The organism is Crocinitomicaceae bacterium, from assembly GCA_016708105.1.
In the GTDB taxonomy this organism is placed as follows: domain Bacteria; phylum Bacteroidota; class Bacteroidia; order Flavobacteriales_D; family Crocinitomicaceae; genus JADJGJ01.
On sequence record JADJGJ010000004.1, the window covers coordinates 323,399 to 338,578 of the forward strand.

The following is a 15,180-nucleotide window of genomic DNA, read 5'->3' on the forward strand; positions in this document are numbered from 1 at the left end:
CCAATAGTGGTTTTGTCTTTACACTTTGTGTTTGAAGTTTTTTTAAAGTAGCCCGCTTCTTTATCCTTTTTAATATGACTCTTGCGGGGTACTTTTAACGATGCGCCAAAGTGCCTTTTAACATAATGACGCAAGCTGTTGTAATTAACTCCTTTAATAAAATTATTTTCACCCACGCATGTAATTGTTTGTAGCTTGAAAATGCGGCATCCTCTGAACAAAGCTTCAATTTAATTTTCTTATGCACAGACTTACTTATTATGGAGGGCTTAAATCCAATTCTACCATCCTTTAATAATTCGGATATACCGCCCTTTTTGATATTTAGTCCGCCATGTCTGAATACTGTTGTGATTTACACCTATCAGTTCCGCTAATTCATTCTTGCCTAATGCTCGATCAGAACGCTTGATCTCAATAAGCATTTTTATTTTGGACCGTGGTGGTCTGCAGATTTTTTAAGAGACTTCTTAAGCCGATTCTTTCACCGTAATAGAGAGTGCATTTGCCATACCTCAAATATATAGCATATATACATTAGTCTAATATAGTTCAAGAAAAGATATTGACAATTTACTTGTTAATATCAGACTATTCTATAATAGCTAATGGTATTACAAATCAAAATAAAGATAGCTTTTTCTAATTCTGAAAAATTCATTCAAACTAGTGAATCAATCTGGCTAAATCAAGCAAGAGACTAGATAGTGTAATCTGCCCCAAAAGATGCTCGTGTGTCAGCATCTTTCTACAAAATATTCTGCTGATATGAGAAGAAAATGCGGTAGAGGAACTATTTTCCCACGCAACTATTTTTGAACAGATATTTTTTCAGTCATCGGTGATCCGCTAATAACTGAATATAATGCGCTCACTAGTGAGTTGGGTTTACAAAATTGTGGCACCAAATAAGGCAATACAATGCGGGCATTGTTGTCATTTGTTATTTCCATACTCTCAATTCGGCACAGTGATGTATTGCCAAGATGATCAGTCATGGAAACAGTGTCACCGGGATATAAAACGCCTGACTCTAGTTTTAAATCAGGCAATAAAAAACCCTCCCGGTTATCTGGCGGAAGCGTTGCATAAAACGCTATACTGGCTTTGCCCGAACACGTTTCTGATTTTGGATAATATGAAGCATAAGTCCCTTTTGGCACAACACGATCAAGCGTTGACAAGGTATCATCGGTTACAAAAAACACTGCGTTATAGTTCGATAATTTTGAATACAATTGTTGGGTAGGCCAAACAGGAACCATAAAACTAATGGTTGAATCAGCATGTAAAATCTCAAAAACCGAATCATAATTATCCGTAATAGCCTCACCCAACTTAAGTGTAGTTTCAAAGCCATACGCCGTGCGCATTGTTTTAACCACCTTGTGTTCTATGTGATTCGTTGCACTTAATCCAACAAGCAAAATGCTGTAAAAAATTTGAAGTAGGGTCATGATAAATTTTTTTACTAAAGTAGATTATTTATTAAATGTTTAAGGGTGAAATCAACTAAAAAATGGATTATAAAAACTCATACAAAGGCATTGCATGACCAATTCATGGAAGCATTAAAATTTTATTTCTAGACACACGGTGGATGATATTTCGCAATTATTTTGCAGCGCTGGATAAAAATATCCCAACACTGAAACAATTCGAATTGCCTCTGCATCCAACAATGGATGTATAGATTCAACCACTGCTATATCTTCAATTTCACCATAACAATTCACAACAAAACATACTTTCACAGTACCTGAAATATGTTGTTTTTTTGCTTCCTCAGGATATTGTTGTTCTGCACGTATCGTTTTTTGCAGTGCTTGCTCCCCGCCTTCATATATTGCCGGACGATCAGTCGGTTCATCAGAATTGATGCGTTCGTCTTGGTCGTTATAATAAACTACCGAGTCAAGTTTGCCGTAATTGTAATGAAATATTGCACGCACATGCCCAAAGCTGTAATAGCTTGTTGGGCCGTGCAACAATCCGTTAACGTAAGTTTTTGTTGAGTCAGTATAATAACTGCTTTTACCACGACTCAACCATTCACTGGTTCCGTTTAATTGGCCTTGGTCAGAATATGTTTCACTAATTATTGCAATGCCGTTGAGGTCGTATGCTGACCAAATGCCACAGGGCATATTGTTGCAATAGGTCCCTTGCGTAGCAACGAGATAACTGTAATTATCAGCACTCTCTAGGATGTGATATGATTCAAATTTTCCGGTGCGAATTGTCAGGGAAGAATCCAAAAAACTTCCTGTGCCAATCAGTGAATTTTTTTCAACCAAATAATCTGAGTACACATAATCAAAGGGTGTAATATATACTTGTCTCTTATAAACGGCTTGAATGGAATCACAGGGCTTCCATTCTTTATCAAAATATAGAAAATAGTTTTCAGCTTCTTGGGCGTTGGAGCTAAGCGCTGAAAACATGAGAAATGCAAGTATGAATCTCATATAAAAGTTAAAATAATTAAAAAACACCAAACACTTTGCTGGAAATCTTATTTTCCATGTAAAAAAAGCCGGAACTTTATGACATCATCGTATTTACAACCTCCTAGCCCGCCTTTCCATCGTTCGTAACAAAGCACGACGCTGGTCTACCACCTGCTTGTAAATTCGTTTCATTTGCGTTTCAGTCAAAAAATATGATTCCGGAATTTCATGTTCAATATCTGCCAAACCATTGCCTAAAACTATCTCTTTTAGCTTATCCTTGTAAACTTTTTTCGCAATTTTATTGCTGAACTCCGGTGGTATATTTCTCTTTTTAAATTCGACCTCAACCAGTTTTATCACCCAGTCCTGATAGTTTGTTTTGTTTTCAAGAATTGCAACTAGTTCTTCATCTGTTTTAGACAGATAAATTTCTTCAGGACTCATACCAAAGTTTATTTACTTTTTTCACACCAGACGCCAACCAGTTCCACCATGGTTTTCACAGCTTTTTCCATGTCTTGTATGCTAACGTATTCTTGCCGTGAATGTATTCCCATTTCACCCGTGAATAAATTAGGACAAGGTAATCCCATGAATGATAAACGTGATCCATCTGTTCCGCCGCGTATGATAACAGGCTTTGGTGCAATGCCAACACGTTGCATGGCTTCAACGGCATAATCAGTTACAAATGGCACAGTGCATATCACCTCTTTCATATTGCGATATTGTTCTTTCACCACAAATTCTGAACTCACTCCCGGATATTTTGCAACCACTTTATCCAGCATTTCTTTTAATCGGTTTTCGTACTCTTTTAATTTTGAGGTTTCATGATCGCGTATGATGAAGCCGAGTGTTGCTTTTTCAAGTTGCCCGTTGAAAACCGTTGGGTGAACAAAGCCTTCACGCCCTTGGGTGGTTTCAGGTGACCAACTATCTTTTGGTAGAGAGTCAATAAATTCTGATGCAACTTTAATAGCGTGTTTCATTTTTCCTTTTGCATATCCGGGATGCGCCGACACGCCATGAATAGTAATCTCTACCGCATCTGCTGAGAAGCTTTCATCTTCAATTGAACCTAATTCGCCGCCATCTAAGGTATATCCGTAATCTGCCTGAAGTTTTTTCATATCCAAATGCTCAACGCCTCGTCCTACTTCTTCATCTGGCGTAAAAAGTATGCGAATTTTTCCGTGCTCAATATCCGGATTTTTAAGAATGAAATGCGCAAAATCCATGATAATAGCAATGCCGGCTTTATCATCTGCACCAAGCAGGGTTAACCCACTGGCAGTGATAATATCATCGCCTATTTTTTCTTTAAGATAAGGATGTTTTTCGGTGGTAATAATTTGGCCGGTGTCATCAGGCAAAACAAGGGGCTCACCGGTATATTTGTGATGTACAATAGGCTTTACATTTTTACCTGAACAATCAGGTGCAGTGTCCATGTGTGCACAAAAACACAAGGTGGGTACGTTTGGTTTTTTAGTAGTAGCCGGAATGGTGGCAAAAACATATCCCCACTCATCCATTTCAGCATCTGCTATTCCCATACCTTGCAACTGCATCACTAATAATTTAGCAAGATCTTTTTGTTTCATGCTGGATGGGAATGAAGTAGATTTTGGATCTGCTTCTGTATCTATCTTCACATATTCAATAAAACGGTCAGCAACCGTAAAAACGTAATTAGCTGTTTTACTCATGGCATTTAATTTGATGAACGAAATTACAAATATTAGCCGGCTTTCTGAATTTGAATTGTGATGATGTTTTTTAGTCATGCTGATTTATTAGATTAGATTTGTCTTTCAAGCGGTAAGTATTTTAATTACCGTAGAATATAAAATTTTAAAAAATGCAAAAAATTATCTTTAGCGCGCTGCTCTTTTTCTCCCTGTTTGCATCTGGTCAAGCTTGTAAAAAATATATAGAATCTGATGCCACTGATCCGTTTACAGGTCAACCCGCCCTGTTTACACAACGGGTGGTTTATTCGCAGCCTACGTTGCAAAGTTCACGCTCCATTTCATTCAGAGTACTTGATAATAACAGGTTGTTTTTTCATCTCACATCAGGCAGTGGTCAAGACATTGTTTTAGGTTCTGATGTGGTTGTGAAGTTTGAAGATGGTGAAGAAATGACCTTGAGAATTGAGCAGGCCTTGCGTGAAAAAGAGGGAACAGAATTTGTTTCTCACGGTAATTGTCGTATTTATACAAAAGAGGATGCCATGCGGTTTTATGAGCATAAAATTATTGCTATTCAATTGCTGGGTTCTCGTCTTGATTTTGAAATTGATAAATCAGATCAAACAAATATCATTGCCGGGGCACTCTGTCTAATTGAGCAGGTTGGCATTGATAATTTTGATTTTAAATCAGAGCGCAAAACGCAACTGGTACCTGATGCCTCAGGCGCTTCATTTATTTCAGGCGGCTCATCGGTCACTGTCAGTGGTACTATTAAATGTGAATATGTTACTGATACGGTAAATGCAAATAATGAAGTTGAGCGCATGTCAAAACCAAAAGACCTGGTTACATCACCCTATAAACTGGTTTCTCAAATAGGAAAGCAAGGAGATAAAATCACCCTCTATCTAACCTACGGAATGGATTTGGGGAATATCAATGCAAACAGCACGGTCTCTTTCAAATTTAAAAACGGAACCATTATGCAATTCAAGCACAGCGGTGACGCAATTGATAATTCAAAACCAACTTTTCAAATAGATTTATCCTTGTACAAAGATGAATTTCTAAAAGATGATTTATCAGCCATTCGCCTGAGCTATAGCGAATATTTTGCAGATCTTTTTGTCTCAGCTCCACGGTATTTGTCTGACTATATCAGATATTGTTTGCAGTGATTTTTAACGCAGTTTGCTTAGTTGGATTTTTTTGAAAAACAGTAAACACAGTCCTAAAAAATTCAATAAAATTCGGCTTCCCAATTTATACTCGTTGGTATGAATTTCTGCGTGAACAAAGTAGTGTTATTGTTTGTAAATAATCTTACTCACCATGAATTTTTGCAGAACTTCAAGCCCCATTCCAAAAGTTTGCAGAACTTTAGGTCTTTTAAAGGAAGTTCGAAGAACTTCCCCCAACAAAAAAACGTAAATTGACCTTAAAAGACGTGGTTTGCAGAACCACGATCACCCATCGCTTAGCCCTCAATCCAGTCAATCCCTCGCGTGGATTGAGGGAGGAAAAGTTAAGCATAGTAATCCATCATAGGCGTAAAATAATGTGCAAACCACCCCTGCTCATAATCTGCCCCTTGACCGTCAGGAATATTTGTGTGCTTCAAAGTAACCTTACATCCTTCAGCAACATTTTCTAAATTAATTTCAAGTCTTGAAGGTTCAGCTCCGTCAGGAAAATTGGAAGTGCTCCATGTTTGAACAATTCTTTTACCTGATTCAAGCTCTACTGTTTCACCGTAGATGTAGCCCTCCCAGGCAGAATGTTTTCCGCCAACAAAAGGTTCAACTTTTGCTGTTGATCCGGTAAATAGGGTGTGCGCTTTGCTTGATAACCAGTCGCGGTATACGGTTGCCGCATCAACGGGCAACACGCAGGATACTTCTATTGAGTCCATAAATAAGTAGTTCTTGCAGGGTTGGATAAATATACGAAAAGCATTCGATTATATTTGTATTCTTAAATTATTTCATACACATGCGGCAACATTTATTTTTAGGCATTCTTTGTTCAGCGCTATTCTTGTCTTGCAGCGGGAATGAGCAAAAAGACGAAAACAATATCCCGGAAAACAAAACTGATACTATGCAATTTGTGCAAGATTCCTTGTTGCTCCCTGAAAATCCTGAAGATCAGTTGATGCAAAAGGATTCGAGTTTTGAGCAATCAATAAACTCTTTTCCAAAAAAGTGGATCAATATTGAATTAAAGGGAAATGATTTGGTGTACACAAAACGTTGTGACATGGGTGATCCGCAAGTAATCATAGAATATAAAGACAGCGTGTGGCAGCTGCAGACCTATTACGGAACGGATGGTGAATGGTGGCAGGTAATCAACATGACCAGTCGTGAATTTGATGTGGACAATCAAAAACTGCAAGAGGGTACATTTGTGGTTTCAAAAATTACTTATCCTGATGACGAGATATACGAGGTTTCGTATTTCTGGAACAAAACCGCGCGCTTTGCCACGTTTGGAGAATTCTTTAGTAAAGAACTTAAATTCTCACCTGAAGAAAACCGGCCTGACTTTGTAATTAAAAAAGAAAAGTGTAATTAATCTCTAGTGCTTTAAAAAATTGCTGATAACAAAACATTTTTTTTAATAAGTTCATCTCGTTCATTTCTAATTAATTTTTTGATTACCCCTAACTTTGCTTCATGTTAAGCATAGATCCTAAACAAATTCCGGTACCTGAAGTACACGCCTGGTTGCTTGGCGCCATAGGTCCGCGACCAATCGCTTTTGCTAGCACGATGGATGAAAATGGTAATCCAAATTTGGCACCGTTTAGTTTTTTTAATGTGTTTAGTGCTAATCCCCCGATACTCATTTTTTCTCCGGCGCGTGCCGGCAGAACGAACACCACCAAGGATACTTACAACAATGTGAAAAAAATTGCTGAGGTGGTAATCAATATTGTCAACTATGACATGGTGCATCAAATGTCTCTGGCTAGTTCACCGTATCAGCCCGGTACGGATGAATTTATCAAAGCGGGATTTACCAAACTGAAATCTGATACAATAAAACCCTTTCGGGTAGCTGAATCTCCGGTTCAATTTGAATGTATCGTGAAACAGGTGATTGAGTTGGGTACTGAAGGTGGCGCAGGTAATCTCATTATTTGTGAAGTGACACGCATACATGTGAATGAATCAGTATTAGACAGCAACGGAAAAATAGACCAACAAAAAATAGATCTTGTTGCCAGAATGGGGGGTAACTGGTACTGCCGTGCTGATAAAAATGCTATGTTTGAAATTGAAAAGCCAATCACTACGTGTGGTATTGGATATGACCAACTGCCGCAGGACATTCTTCAATCTGAAATTTTTTCCAAAAACGATTTGGGTCAACTAGCCGGAATAGAAAACCTGCCTGATGAAACAACAGTTAATGAATATAAATTGACAGAATTAAGCGAAATTTTCGTTTCTTTGGAAAACAACCAGAACGAACTGGAAATACAACTGCACAAACGCGCAAAAAATTTACTGAAAGAAAATAAGCTAAATGAGGCATGGTTGACTCTGTTGGCTTTTAATAATTAACCGTCCGCCAAAAGCGGACACAACAACAAAAACCAAGTGTATGTATAAATTAACAGGAGAACTAAAAGTAATCAACCCTGTACAACAGGTTTCTGATTCTTTTAAAAAGAGAGAATTTGTAGTAGTGGATGCATCAGGACAATATGCACAGTACATCTTATTACAAGCAGTACAAGAACGTTGTGATTTGCTTGATAAATTTAAACCGGGTGATCAGGTTGATGTAACTTTTTTTCTGCGTGGTCGTGAGTGGACTAATCCAAAAGATGGTCAAGTGAGATATTTCAACTCTTTAGACGCCTGGAAAATAGAGCCTGCCGGTTCTGGGTCTACAACATCTACAGCTAATTCGGGCACACAAACTGTTACAGCTAAATCTGCTGAAACATTTGTCGCTGAAGGAGATGACGATTTACCGTTCTAATAAAATTTCACGTTTGAAATGTCCCGGTCTTATCACCGGGATTTTTTTTATCCATAACATTCTTAATTTGGGTTAAAAAAACACCAATCAGAGTGGTGTGGCAAGTTCTTAACAGTTTTTGAATTATATTCGCATATTCCAAAAATGAAGGCACTCGTCATCATACCAACTTACAATGAAAAAGAGAACATTGAAAAAATGATTCGTAAAGTTTTTTCATTGCCTGAAAAGTTTGAATTACTTGTTGTTGACGATGGTTCACCTGATGGCACAGCAGCCATTGTAAAATCTTTACAAGCGCAATATCCAAATCAATTACACATTGAGGAACGTTCGGGAAAACTAGGTTTAGGCACCGCATATCTACACGGTTTTCGCTGGGGTTTGCAAAGAGGGTATGAGTATCTATTTGAAATGGATGCGGATTTTTCTCATAATCCCGATGATTTGGTAAGATTACTTGATGCGTGCAAAAGTGGTGCGCAATTGGCTATTGGTTCTCGCTATGTGAAAGGCGGTAAGGTTGCAAACTGGGATCGCAAGCGATTACTCCTCTCTTTCTTCGCATCATTTTACGTGCGCATGATTCTATGGATAAGCATTAGAGACACTACCGCCGGTTTCAAATGTTATCATCGCGCGGTGCTTGAAAAAATAAATTTTGATGCGGTAAAATTCAAGGGATATGCATTTCAGATTTGCATGAAATATGCCGCGGTAAAACATGGATTTAAAGTAGTAGAAGTTCCTATAACTTTCATTGATCGTGAATTTGGCACATCAAAAATGAGTGGAAGCATTTTTAAAGAAGCCTTTTGGGGTGTTTGGAAAATGCGCCGTCTGCCTTTGTAATCTCGTGTAGTTGCAGAGTCTCATTCCTTATCTGTACTTTTGTTGTATATCTTGTTTACCATGGCACAATACCTGCTCAAGAATGCTACCATCATCAATGAAGGAAAATCAACGGTAGCCGATGTTTTAATTACCGGAAAAAGAATTGAAAAAATTGGTTCCGCATTAACTGCACCACGCGCAACGGTTTTTGATTTAAGTGGTAAATACCTCATTCCAGGTATGATTGATGATCAGGTGCATTTCAGAGAACCCGGCTTGGTTCACAAAGCAACTATATTCTCTGAATCACGCGCTTGTGCTGCCGGTGGCATAACCAGTTTTATGGAAATGCCAAACACAAAACCGGCGGCTGTTACACAACAATTGCTTGAAGAAAAATATCTGATTGCATCACAAAGTGCGCATGTAAATTATTCTTTTTTCATGGGCGCAACCAATGATAATTTGGATGAAGTACTCAAAACTAATGGTGAACTGGTTTGTGGTATAAAAGTTTTTATGGGATCATCAACAGGTAACATGCTAGTAGATGATGAAAAAACACTTAATAACCTGTTCTCAAAATGTCCTTTGCTTATTGCAACCCATTGTGAAGATGAAATGACTATCAGAAAAAATTTAGAGGCTGCTAAACAAAAATATGGTGAGGCTATTCCGGTTTCAATGCATCCGGTGATACGAAGTGAAGAAGCTTGTTATTTATCGTCATCACGCGCAGTTGAATTGGCAAAAAAACATAATACAAGATTGCACGTTTTACATATTTCGACAGCAAAAGAAACTGAATTGTTTGTGAATAATCTTCCGTTGGAAAAGAAAAAAATTACCGCTGAAGTATGTGTACATCATCTTTGGTTTTCAGATAAAGATTATGCTGAAAAAGGCAATTTTATTAAATGGAATCCGGCAATAAAAACAGAAAATGATCGTGAAGGTATTTGGCGTGCAGTATTGGAAGACAAGGTAGATATTTTAGCAACTGACCACGCGCCGCATACATTGAAAGAAAAGTCAGAACAATATTTAAATGCGCCTTCTGGTGGTCCGCTGGTTCAGCATGCGCTGATTGCTCTTTTTGAAAAAGTAAAAGAAGGAAAAATTACAGCAGAAAAACTGGTAGAAAAAATTGCGCACGCACCTGCAAAGTGCTTTAATATTGTTGATAGAGGCTTTATTCGTGAAGGATACTTTGCTGATTTAGTGATTATAAACCCCGCCGCAAATACAGCGGTTACTAAAGAGCATGTTTTGTCAAAATGTGGTTGGTCTCCGTTTGAAGGCACTACGTTTAGTCATCAGATTGAATCAACCTTTGTTAACGGGGCGCTTGTTTATCACCACGGGAATTTAATTGAGCATCAGGCCGCCGAAAGGTTGCGATTTAATCAAAACTAAATGAAGTCATACAGGCTGTATATCTTGATTTTTGTTCTCATCTCGTGTTCGGTAGATGAAGAGACAGCACCGCCCACTAACATTATTGCTTCTGAAAAAATGGTGGGACTGATGATAGATTTACAAATACTTGAATCATATTTTGAGCAGAATTATCAGCAACCTGAACGGTATAAAAAATCTCTTGATTCATCCAGTGAATTAGTTTTTGCCCATTACGAAGTTTCTCGCGCTGATTTTGACTCGAGCTATACTTGGTATGCATCAAAACCTGATTTAATTTATAAACTCTATGAAGCGGCGTTGGATAGTGTAAATTTCAAACTTAGCACAAGTGCTGTTTCAACAAGAAAAGTTGAATAGAAAGGGCCTACATACGAATTCTTGTTGGTGCTAAATTAAAAGGATAGGTTATGTTTTTTGCAATACCAATACGGATCACAATCTGAAATCATGCACCCGCCTAACATCACCAAACCTGAATCTGATTGATTGAACAATTCTTCACTGGGATATCCGTAAACAATTGGTATTATGGAGTCTTGATGCTGATGAGGGCAAGTTGGATTTTTGGTATTTGCCGGTAAAAACTTGCAGTTTGTTTGATTGGCGTCATCCTGATTATTATTCAGGTTTTGATTTGCAGTATTGCCATCTTCTGATGTGCATGCAAGCAACAAAACCGCAAAAGGAAAAATAATTTTCATGCCTTTAACTACAACTCACGCATGAATAGGTTCACCCGTTCTTCAGTTTTTCAATTGCTTTACCAATGCCGGCCACAGTTAGTGGGAACATGCGTTGTTCAGTAAATTTTTCCACTATTCCAATGGATTGGGTGTATTTCCATTCATGCTCAGGCACAGGATTTAACCATACAAAGGATGGAAATTGTTTCTTCAATCTGTCTAACCAGGTAATACCGGTTTCTTCATTGTAATGTTCAACACTGCCATATTGTGAAACCAGTTCGTATGGTGACATAGATGCATCGCCCACCAATATAAGTTTATAATCACTGTTGTATTTGTGAAGTATGTCAAATGTTGAGACCAGATTTTGCTGGCGCCGGTGATTGCTGGTCCATAAATTTTCATAAACGCAATTGTGGAAATAGTAAAAACTCATAGTTTTAAATTCGTATCGCGCGGCTGAAAAAAGTTGTGAGCATAAGGTGATGTGATCATCCATGGAACCGCCAATATCAAACAGCAGTAGTATTTTCACATTGTTCCTTCGCTTGGGCACCATCTGTAAATTTAGCATGCCTGCGTTTTCAGATGTTTTACGGATGGTTTGTTTTAAATCAAGTTCTTCATCTTGCCCTTCACGCGTGAGAACACGTAATTTTTTCAAAACCATTTTCATGTTTCTGGTTTCTAGTTCGGCATCTTCCTGCAGATTTTTGAATTCGCGTTTGTCCCATACTTTCACAGCGCGGCGGTGGCGACTTTCATGTTGTCCAATGCGTATACCTTCGGGGTTATAACCATATGCGCCAAAAGGAGATACCCCTCCTGTGCCGATCCATTTTCCTCCTCCCTGATGACGCTCTTTTTGCTCTTTTAGCAACTCTTTCATGCGCTCAAGCAATTGATCAAGCCCACCAAGTGATTTGATGCGCTCCATCTCTTCTTTGCTAAAAAACCGTTCACCGTTTTGTTTCATCCAAGCTTCGGGAATTCCATATATCTCTTCATCAGGTATCGTTTCAATGCCTTTAAAATATAAGCCAAATAGTTGATCAAAACGATCAAGATATTTTTCATTTTTAACCAGACTTGATTTACAGATGAAATAGAACTTGTCCACACTTTTTTCTATTACTCCACGTTGAAGTAATTCCAGTAAATCAAGATACTCTTTTAAGCTGACGGGTATACCTTGATTTCTTAGTAATAGAAAAAAATCAAGAAACATCAGTAGCGTTGGTTGATGAGTTGAATGTCTTGCTCATTTTTAAGCATCGCACCAATGTAGGGCAGTTTATGCAGTGATTTTGCATCAGCCAATTCACGGGCATTTATTTTGCCTACGAGTAATAATTTGATCCAGTCAATGAGCTCACTGGTTGAAGGTTTTTTCTTTAATCCCTGTATCTCTCTCAAACGCACAAAATGCTTCATGGCCTCATTCATGAGTGATTCTTCAAGGTTAGGGTAGTGTACTAAAACAATTTGCTGCAAAGTATCTCTGTCAGGGAACGTGATGTAATGAAAAAAGCAACGACGCAAAAAAGCATCCGGCAATTCTTTTTCATTATTTGATGTGATGATTACAATTGGACGATGTTTTGCTTTAATGGTTTGATTCAGTTCATAGCAATAGAATTCCATTTTATCCAATTCTAACAAAAGATCATTTGGAAACTCTATGTCTGCCTTATCAATTTCATCTATCAAAAGTACCACTTGTTCATCAGCATCAAACGCGTTCCATATTTTACCTTTGATGATATAATTTGCCAAATCTTGTACTTTAGAGTCGCCCAATTGTGAATCACGCAAACGTGAAACCGCATCGTATTCATACAGGCCTTGCTGTGCTTTAGTGGTAGATTTGATATGCCAGGTGTATAAGTCTTTTTTTAACGCATTAGCCACTTCATGTGCCAGCAATGTTTTGCCTGTGCCCGGTTCACCTTTAATAAGTAGTGGTTTTTGCATGATAACGGCCGCTTTCACTGCTGTTTGCAAATCGTCTGAAGCAACGTAGGTTGCAGTTCCTTTAAATTCCATAAGGTGGGAATGTTTTAAACAAATTTACCTCAAATTCAGCAAAGGATACCTTGTTACGCTATGGTTTCTATTATCATCCCTGTGATGTTGTGTGGCATAAAAAAAAGGGCACTGTTTCCAGAGCCCTTCTTTAAAAACTTATAGGTGAATTATTTTTTCACGAATTTTTTTACTTGTTTTCCGTCGTTGTTAACGAGTTCAATGAAGTAAATTCCAGAGTTGAATTCATCTAAAGAAATCACTACATTTTTATCTCCGTTTACTGTGCCTACATTAATAGTGGCAACAATTTTACCGGTGATGTCCAATACGTTGATAACAGTGTTTTCTGATTTATTCAAAGTCAGGCTAACAGTGATGTTTTCGCTAGCAGGGTTTGGATAAACATCAAAACGATCTGAAACAGTCATTTCTTCAGTGCTGGTGAAATCATTTAATAATAGGCGTACAAATGGAGCCGATGGACTTGAAAGAGAAACCAATGAAGTAGCTTCATCAGTACCTGCAACAGATCCTTGCATCAATGCACCGCCCATTTCAAACCCAACACTCTCAGTTCCGCCATAATGAGCACCCATTGCAAGGAATGCATCACCGGCAGTTGCCGTGATAGGACCGTCAAAATATAAGGTAATGAATTGACCATTGTCTCCGGTTACAGTTGTGTAATCAGCTGTTTGATCTTCGTACACGTAAGTTGAACCGTCAAATTTATAAAGCAGATAATACATCAACTGATCTTCAACAACCACGTTATTGTCAAGGCGAGCGGTAATACCACCAATCACATCATCATTTTCAATGGTGTAGATGTTTCCGATTGAGCAAGCACCATCATTGTTTCCTGCCCAGTTATAGAACGCTGCAGTTGGGTTGCCATAATCAGTAGCATACGTGTATGTTGTTACTGAATAGTTTTCATTATCCATGGTGTTATTAGCAAGCTCATCATCTGTAGCGTCAGCTATAACTTCAAACTCAATAGTATAATTTCCAAGTGCAGATGGAGTGATAGCAGTTGTTACCCAGATTGTGTCGTTCTCATTATTTGCAAGGTTTGCAATGCTTGCAGTTGAAACTCCGCTTCCTAAAGATGTCATTGATGGGTCAAAAATCTCCCAGTTGATTTTCACGTTAGTTTGGTCAAGGAACCCAATGTTTTTTACATCAGCACCAATAGTAAATGGCACTACTTGGTTTGAAGGCACTTGAGAATACATGAAAGCGTTCACCATGTCACCGTGGAATGTTGACGTAATTTTCATGTCATTATCAGGTAATTCTGAAATGGTGATGTTGTCAAACTGCCAACCGTAATCCCAGTTACCGGTCCAACGCAAACGTAATTTTACGTTTGATGCATTAGTGATATATGGAGAAATATTGATAGATACAATCTCAGGGTTTGGACGTCCTTCACGACCAACACTGTTATTCATGATTTCAACTTCATCCCATGTTGTACCGCCATCATCAGATACGGCAAGGAACAAAGTATCAGATTGCCACCCGGCATAGAATTGTTCAAATTCAACTTTTAATTGGTATGGACCCGCAGCAGGCGCACCTAAAGCTACAAGGTCAATTACAGGTGAAGTCAATGTTGCATCTTCCTGAACGCCTGATGAACCATCAGAGTCTGAATCAAACAACACCCAGTTTGTTGGGGTTGAAGTTAACAGAGCAGGAATAACAAACGTAGATCCTGCATCATTGGCGTGACCTGTGTTTGTGATTTCGAAATCAACCGGACCACTTTGAGTTTGTGCAACCCATCCGTTGAATCCTGCATCAAAATCTTCGGTGTAGAATACTACGCGATCAGCATAATGATTTGCTGCATCACGCATATCAACAAACGTAATTCCGTTTGGAGCATGTTTGGTAGTACTTGCAAATTGATATTGACCATGAACAGCGTATGGAGTTTGTGCTGTCAACATGCCTGAAACCAATGCAAAACCTACCAATGTGTAGATTTTTTTCATAGCTAAATTAATTTTATAACTGCGTAAAGATAGAAAATTAAAACAAAACAGCCCA

At 38.3% G+C, this 15,180-nt stretch carries 16 protein-coding genes; 7 read left to right on the forward strand and 9 right to left on the reverse strand.

Annotated elements, in window-relative coordinates; genetic code table 11:
• Positions 1-809: 809 nt before the first annotated feature.
• The 4 genes from IPH66_17150 to pepT form a co-directional block, all read right to left on the reverse strand.
• Entirely contained in the window at positions 810-1,457 is a 648-nt protein-coding gene (locus tag IPH66_17150) for a hypothetical protein (protein MBK7131071.1), read from the reverse strand.
• Between the two features lie 114 nt (positions 1,458-1,571).
• A complete protein-coding gene (locus IPH66_17155) occupies positions 1,572-2,468 on the reverse strand; it encodes a TonB family protein (GenBank protein MBK7131072.1) in 897 nt (298 codons plus the stop codon).
• 93 nt (positions 2,469-2,561) lie between these two features.
• On the reverse strand, positions 2,562-2,897 hold the full coding sequence (locus tag IPH66_17160; GenBank protein MBK7131073.1) for a hypothetical protein: 336 nt from the start codon (positions 2,895-2,897) through the stop codon (positions 2,562-2,564).
• 8 nt (positions 2,898-2,905) lie between these two features.
• Positions 2,906-4,165 carry a peptidase T gene (gene pepT / locus IPH66_17165; protein ID MBK7131074.1) on the reverse strand — a complete coding sequence of 420 codons (1,260 nt, stop codon included), beginning with the start codon at positions 4,163-4,165 and terminating at the stop codon, positions 2,906-2,908.
• Positions 4,166-4,317: 152 nt separating this feature from the next.
• On the opposite strand from pepT, the gene IPH66_17170 reads away from it, so the two are divergent.
• Positions 4,318-5,331 carry a hypothetical protein gene (locus tag IPH66_17170; GenBank protein MBK7131075.1) on the forward strand — a complete coding sequence of 338 codons (1,014 nt, stop codon included), beginning with the start codon at positions 4,318-4,320 and terminating at the stop codon, positions 5,329-5,331.
• Positions 5,332-5,678: 347 nt separating this feature from the next.
• On the opposite strand, the gene IPH66_17175 is transcribed toward IPH66_17170, so the two are convergent.
• Positions 5,679-6,065 carry an SRPBCC domain-containing protein gene (locus tag IPH66_17175; protein MBK7131076.1) on the reverse strand — a complete coding sequence of 129 codons (387 nt, stop codon included), beginning with the start codon at positions 6,063-6,065 and terminating at the stop codon, positions 5,679-5,681.
• Between the two features lie 80 nt (positions 6,066-6,145).
• On the opposite strand from IPH66_17175, the gene IPH66_17180 reads away from it, so the two are divergent.
• The 6 genes from IPH66_17180 (at position 6,146) to IPH66_17205 (ending at position 10,762) form a co-directional block, all read left to right on the forward strand.
• Complete coding sequence (locus IPH66_17180; protein MBK7131077.1) at positions 6,146-6,730, forward strand: hypothetical protein; 585 nt, start codon at positions 6,146-6,148, stop codon at positions 6,728-6,730.
• A 101-nt stretch (positions 6,731-6,831) separates the two neighbouring features.
• Complete coding sequence (locus IPH66_17185) at positions 6,832-7,725, forward strand: flavin reductase family protein (protein MBK7131078.1); 894 nt, start codon at positions 6,832-6,834, stop codon at positions 7,723-7,725.
• Between the two features lie 40 nt (positions 7,726-7,765).
• The gene (locus IPH66_17190; GenBank protein MBK7131079.1) at positions 7,766-8,149 is read left to right on the forward strand and encodes a DUF3127 domain-containing protein; all 384 of its coding nucleotides are present in this window, start codon (positions 7,766-7,768) and stop codon (positions 8,147-8,149) included.
• Positions 8,150-8,293: 144 nt separating this feature from the next.
• Positions 8,294-9,001, forward strand: a complete 708-nt coding sequence (locus IPH66_17195; GenBank protein MBK7131080.1) for a polyprenol monophosphomannose synthase — start codon at positions 8,294-8,296, stop codon at positions 8,999-9,001.
• Between the two features lie 60 nt (positions 9,002-9,061).
• Complete coding sequence (locus IPH66_17200; GenBank protein ID MBK7131081.1) at positions 9,062-10,399, forward strand: dihydroorotase; 1,338 nt, start codon at positions 9,062-9,064, stop codon at positions 10,397-10,399.
• Positions 10,400-10,762, forward strand: coding sequence for a DUF4296 domain-containing protein (locus IPH66_17205; GenBank protein MBK7131082.1), 363 nt, complete (start codon positions 10,400-10,402; stop codon positions 10,760-10,762).
• Positions 10,763-10,797: 35 nt separating this feature from the next.
• On the opposite strand, the gene IPH66_17210 is transcribed toward IPH66_17205, so the two are convergent.
• From IPH66_17210 to IPH66_17225, 4 genes are all read right to left on the reverse strand, one after another.
• A complete protein-coding gene (locus IPH66_17210) occupies positions 10,798-11,106 on the reverse strand; it encodes a hypothetical protein (GenBank protein MBK7131083.1) in 309 nt (102 codons plus the stop codon).
• Positions 11,107-11,137: 31 nt separating this feature from the next.
• Positions 11,138-12,319, reverse strand: a complete 1,182-nt coding sequence (locus tag IPH66_17215) for a VWA domain-containing protein (protein MBK7131084.1) — start codon at positions 12,317-12,319, stop codon at positions 11,138-11,140.
• On the reverse strand, positions 12,319-13,137 hold the full coding sequence (locus IPH66_17220) for a MoxR family ATPase (GenBank protein ID MBK7131085.1): 819 nt from the start codon (positions 13,135-13,137) through the stop codon (positions 12,319-12,321). The genes IPH66_17215 and IPH66_17220 overlap by 1 nt, the downstream gene beginning before the upstream one ends.
• A gap of 149 nt (positions 13,138-13,286) precedes the next feature.
• A complete protein-coding gene (locus IPH66_17225) occupies positions 13,287-15,125 on the reverse strand; it encodes a T9SS type A sorting domain-containing protein (GenBank protein MBK7131086.1) in 1,839 nt (612 codons plus the stop codon).
• Between the last annotated feature and the right edge of the window lie 55 nt (positions 15,126-15,180).

Excerpts from the sequence above, each read along its gene's own strand:
- IPH66_17150 (MBK7131071.1), bottom strand. The coding sequence starts at position 1,457 with ATGACCCTACTTCAAATTTTTTACAGCATTTTGCTTGTTGGATTAAGT.
- IPH66_17155 (MBK7131072.1), bottom strand. The coding sequence starts at position 2,468 with ATGAGATTCATACTTGCATTTCTCATGTTTTCAGCGCTTAGCTCCAAC.
- IPH66_17160 (MBK7131073.1), bottom strand. The coding sequence starts at position 2,897 with ATGAGTCCTGAAGAAATTTATCTGTCTAAAACAGATGAAGAACTAGTT.
- pepT (MBK7131074.1), bottom strand. The coding sequence starts at position 4,165 with ATGAGTAAAACAGCTAATTACGTTTTTACGGTTGCTGACCGTTTTATT.
- IPH66_17170 (MBK7131075.1), top strand. The coding sequence starts at position 4,318 with ATGCAAAAAATTATCTTTAGCGCGCTGCTCTTTTTCTCCCTGTTTGCA.
- IPH66_17175 (MBK7131076.1), bottom strand. The coding sequence starts at position 6,065 with ATGGACTCAATAGAAGTATCCTGCGTGTTGCCCGTTGATGCGGCAACC.
- IPH66_17180 (MBK7131077.1), top strand. The coding sequence starts at position 6,146 with ATGCGGCAACATTTATTTTTAGGCATTCTTTGTTCAGCGCTATTCTTG.
- IPH66_17185 (MBK7131078.1), top strand. The coding sequence starts at position 6,832 with ATGTTAAGCATAGATCCTAAACAAATTCCGGTACCTGAAGTACACGCC.
- IPH66_17190 (MBK7131079.1), top strand. The coding sequence starts at position 7,766 with ATGTATAAATTAACAGGAGAACTAAAAGTAATCAACCCTGTACAACAG.
- IPH66_17195 (MBK7131080.1), top strand. The coding sequence starts at position 8,294 with ATGAAGGCACTCGTCATCATACCAACTTACAATGAAAAAGAGAACATT.
- IPH66_17200 (MBK7131081.1), top strand. The coding sequence starts at position 9,062 with ATGGCACAATACCTGCTCAAGAATGCTACCATCATCAATGAAGGAAAA.
- IPH66_17205 (MBK7131082.1), top strand. The coding sequence starts at position 10,400 with ATGAAGTCATACAGGCTGTATATCTTGATTTTTGTTCTCATCTCGTGT.
- IPH66_17210 (MBK7131083.1), bottom strand. The coding sequence starts at position 11,106 with ATGAAAATTATTTTTCCTTTTGCGGTTTTGTTGCTTGCATGCACATCA.
- IPH66_17215 (MBK7131084.1), bottom strand. The coding sequence starts at position 12,319 with ATGTTTCTTGATTTTTTTCTATTACTAAGAAATCAAGGTATACCCGTC.
- IPH66_17220 (MBK7131085.1), bottom strand. The coding sequence starts at position 13,137 with ATGGAATTTAAAGGAACTGCAACCTACGTTGCTTCAGACGATTTGCAA.
- IPH66_17225 (MBK7131086.1), bottom strand. The coding sequence starts at position 15,125 with ATGAAAAAAATCTACACATTGGTAGGTTTTGCATTGGTTTCAGGCATG.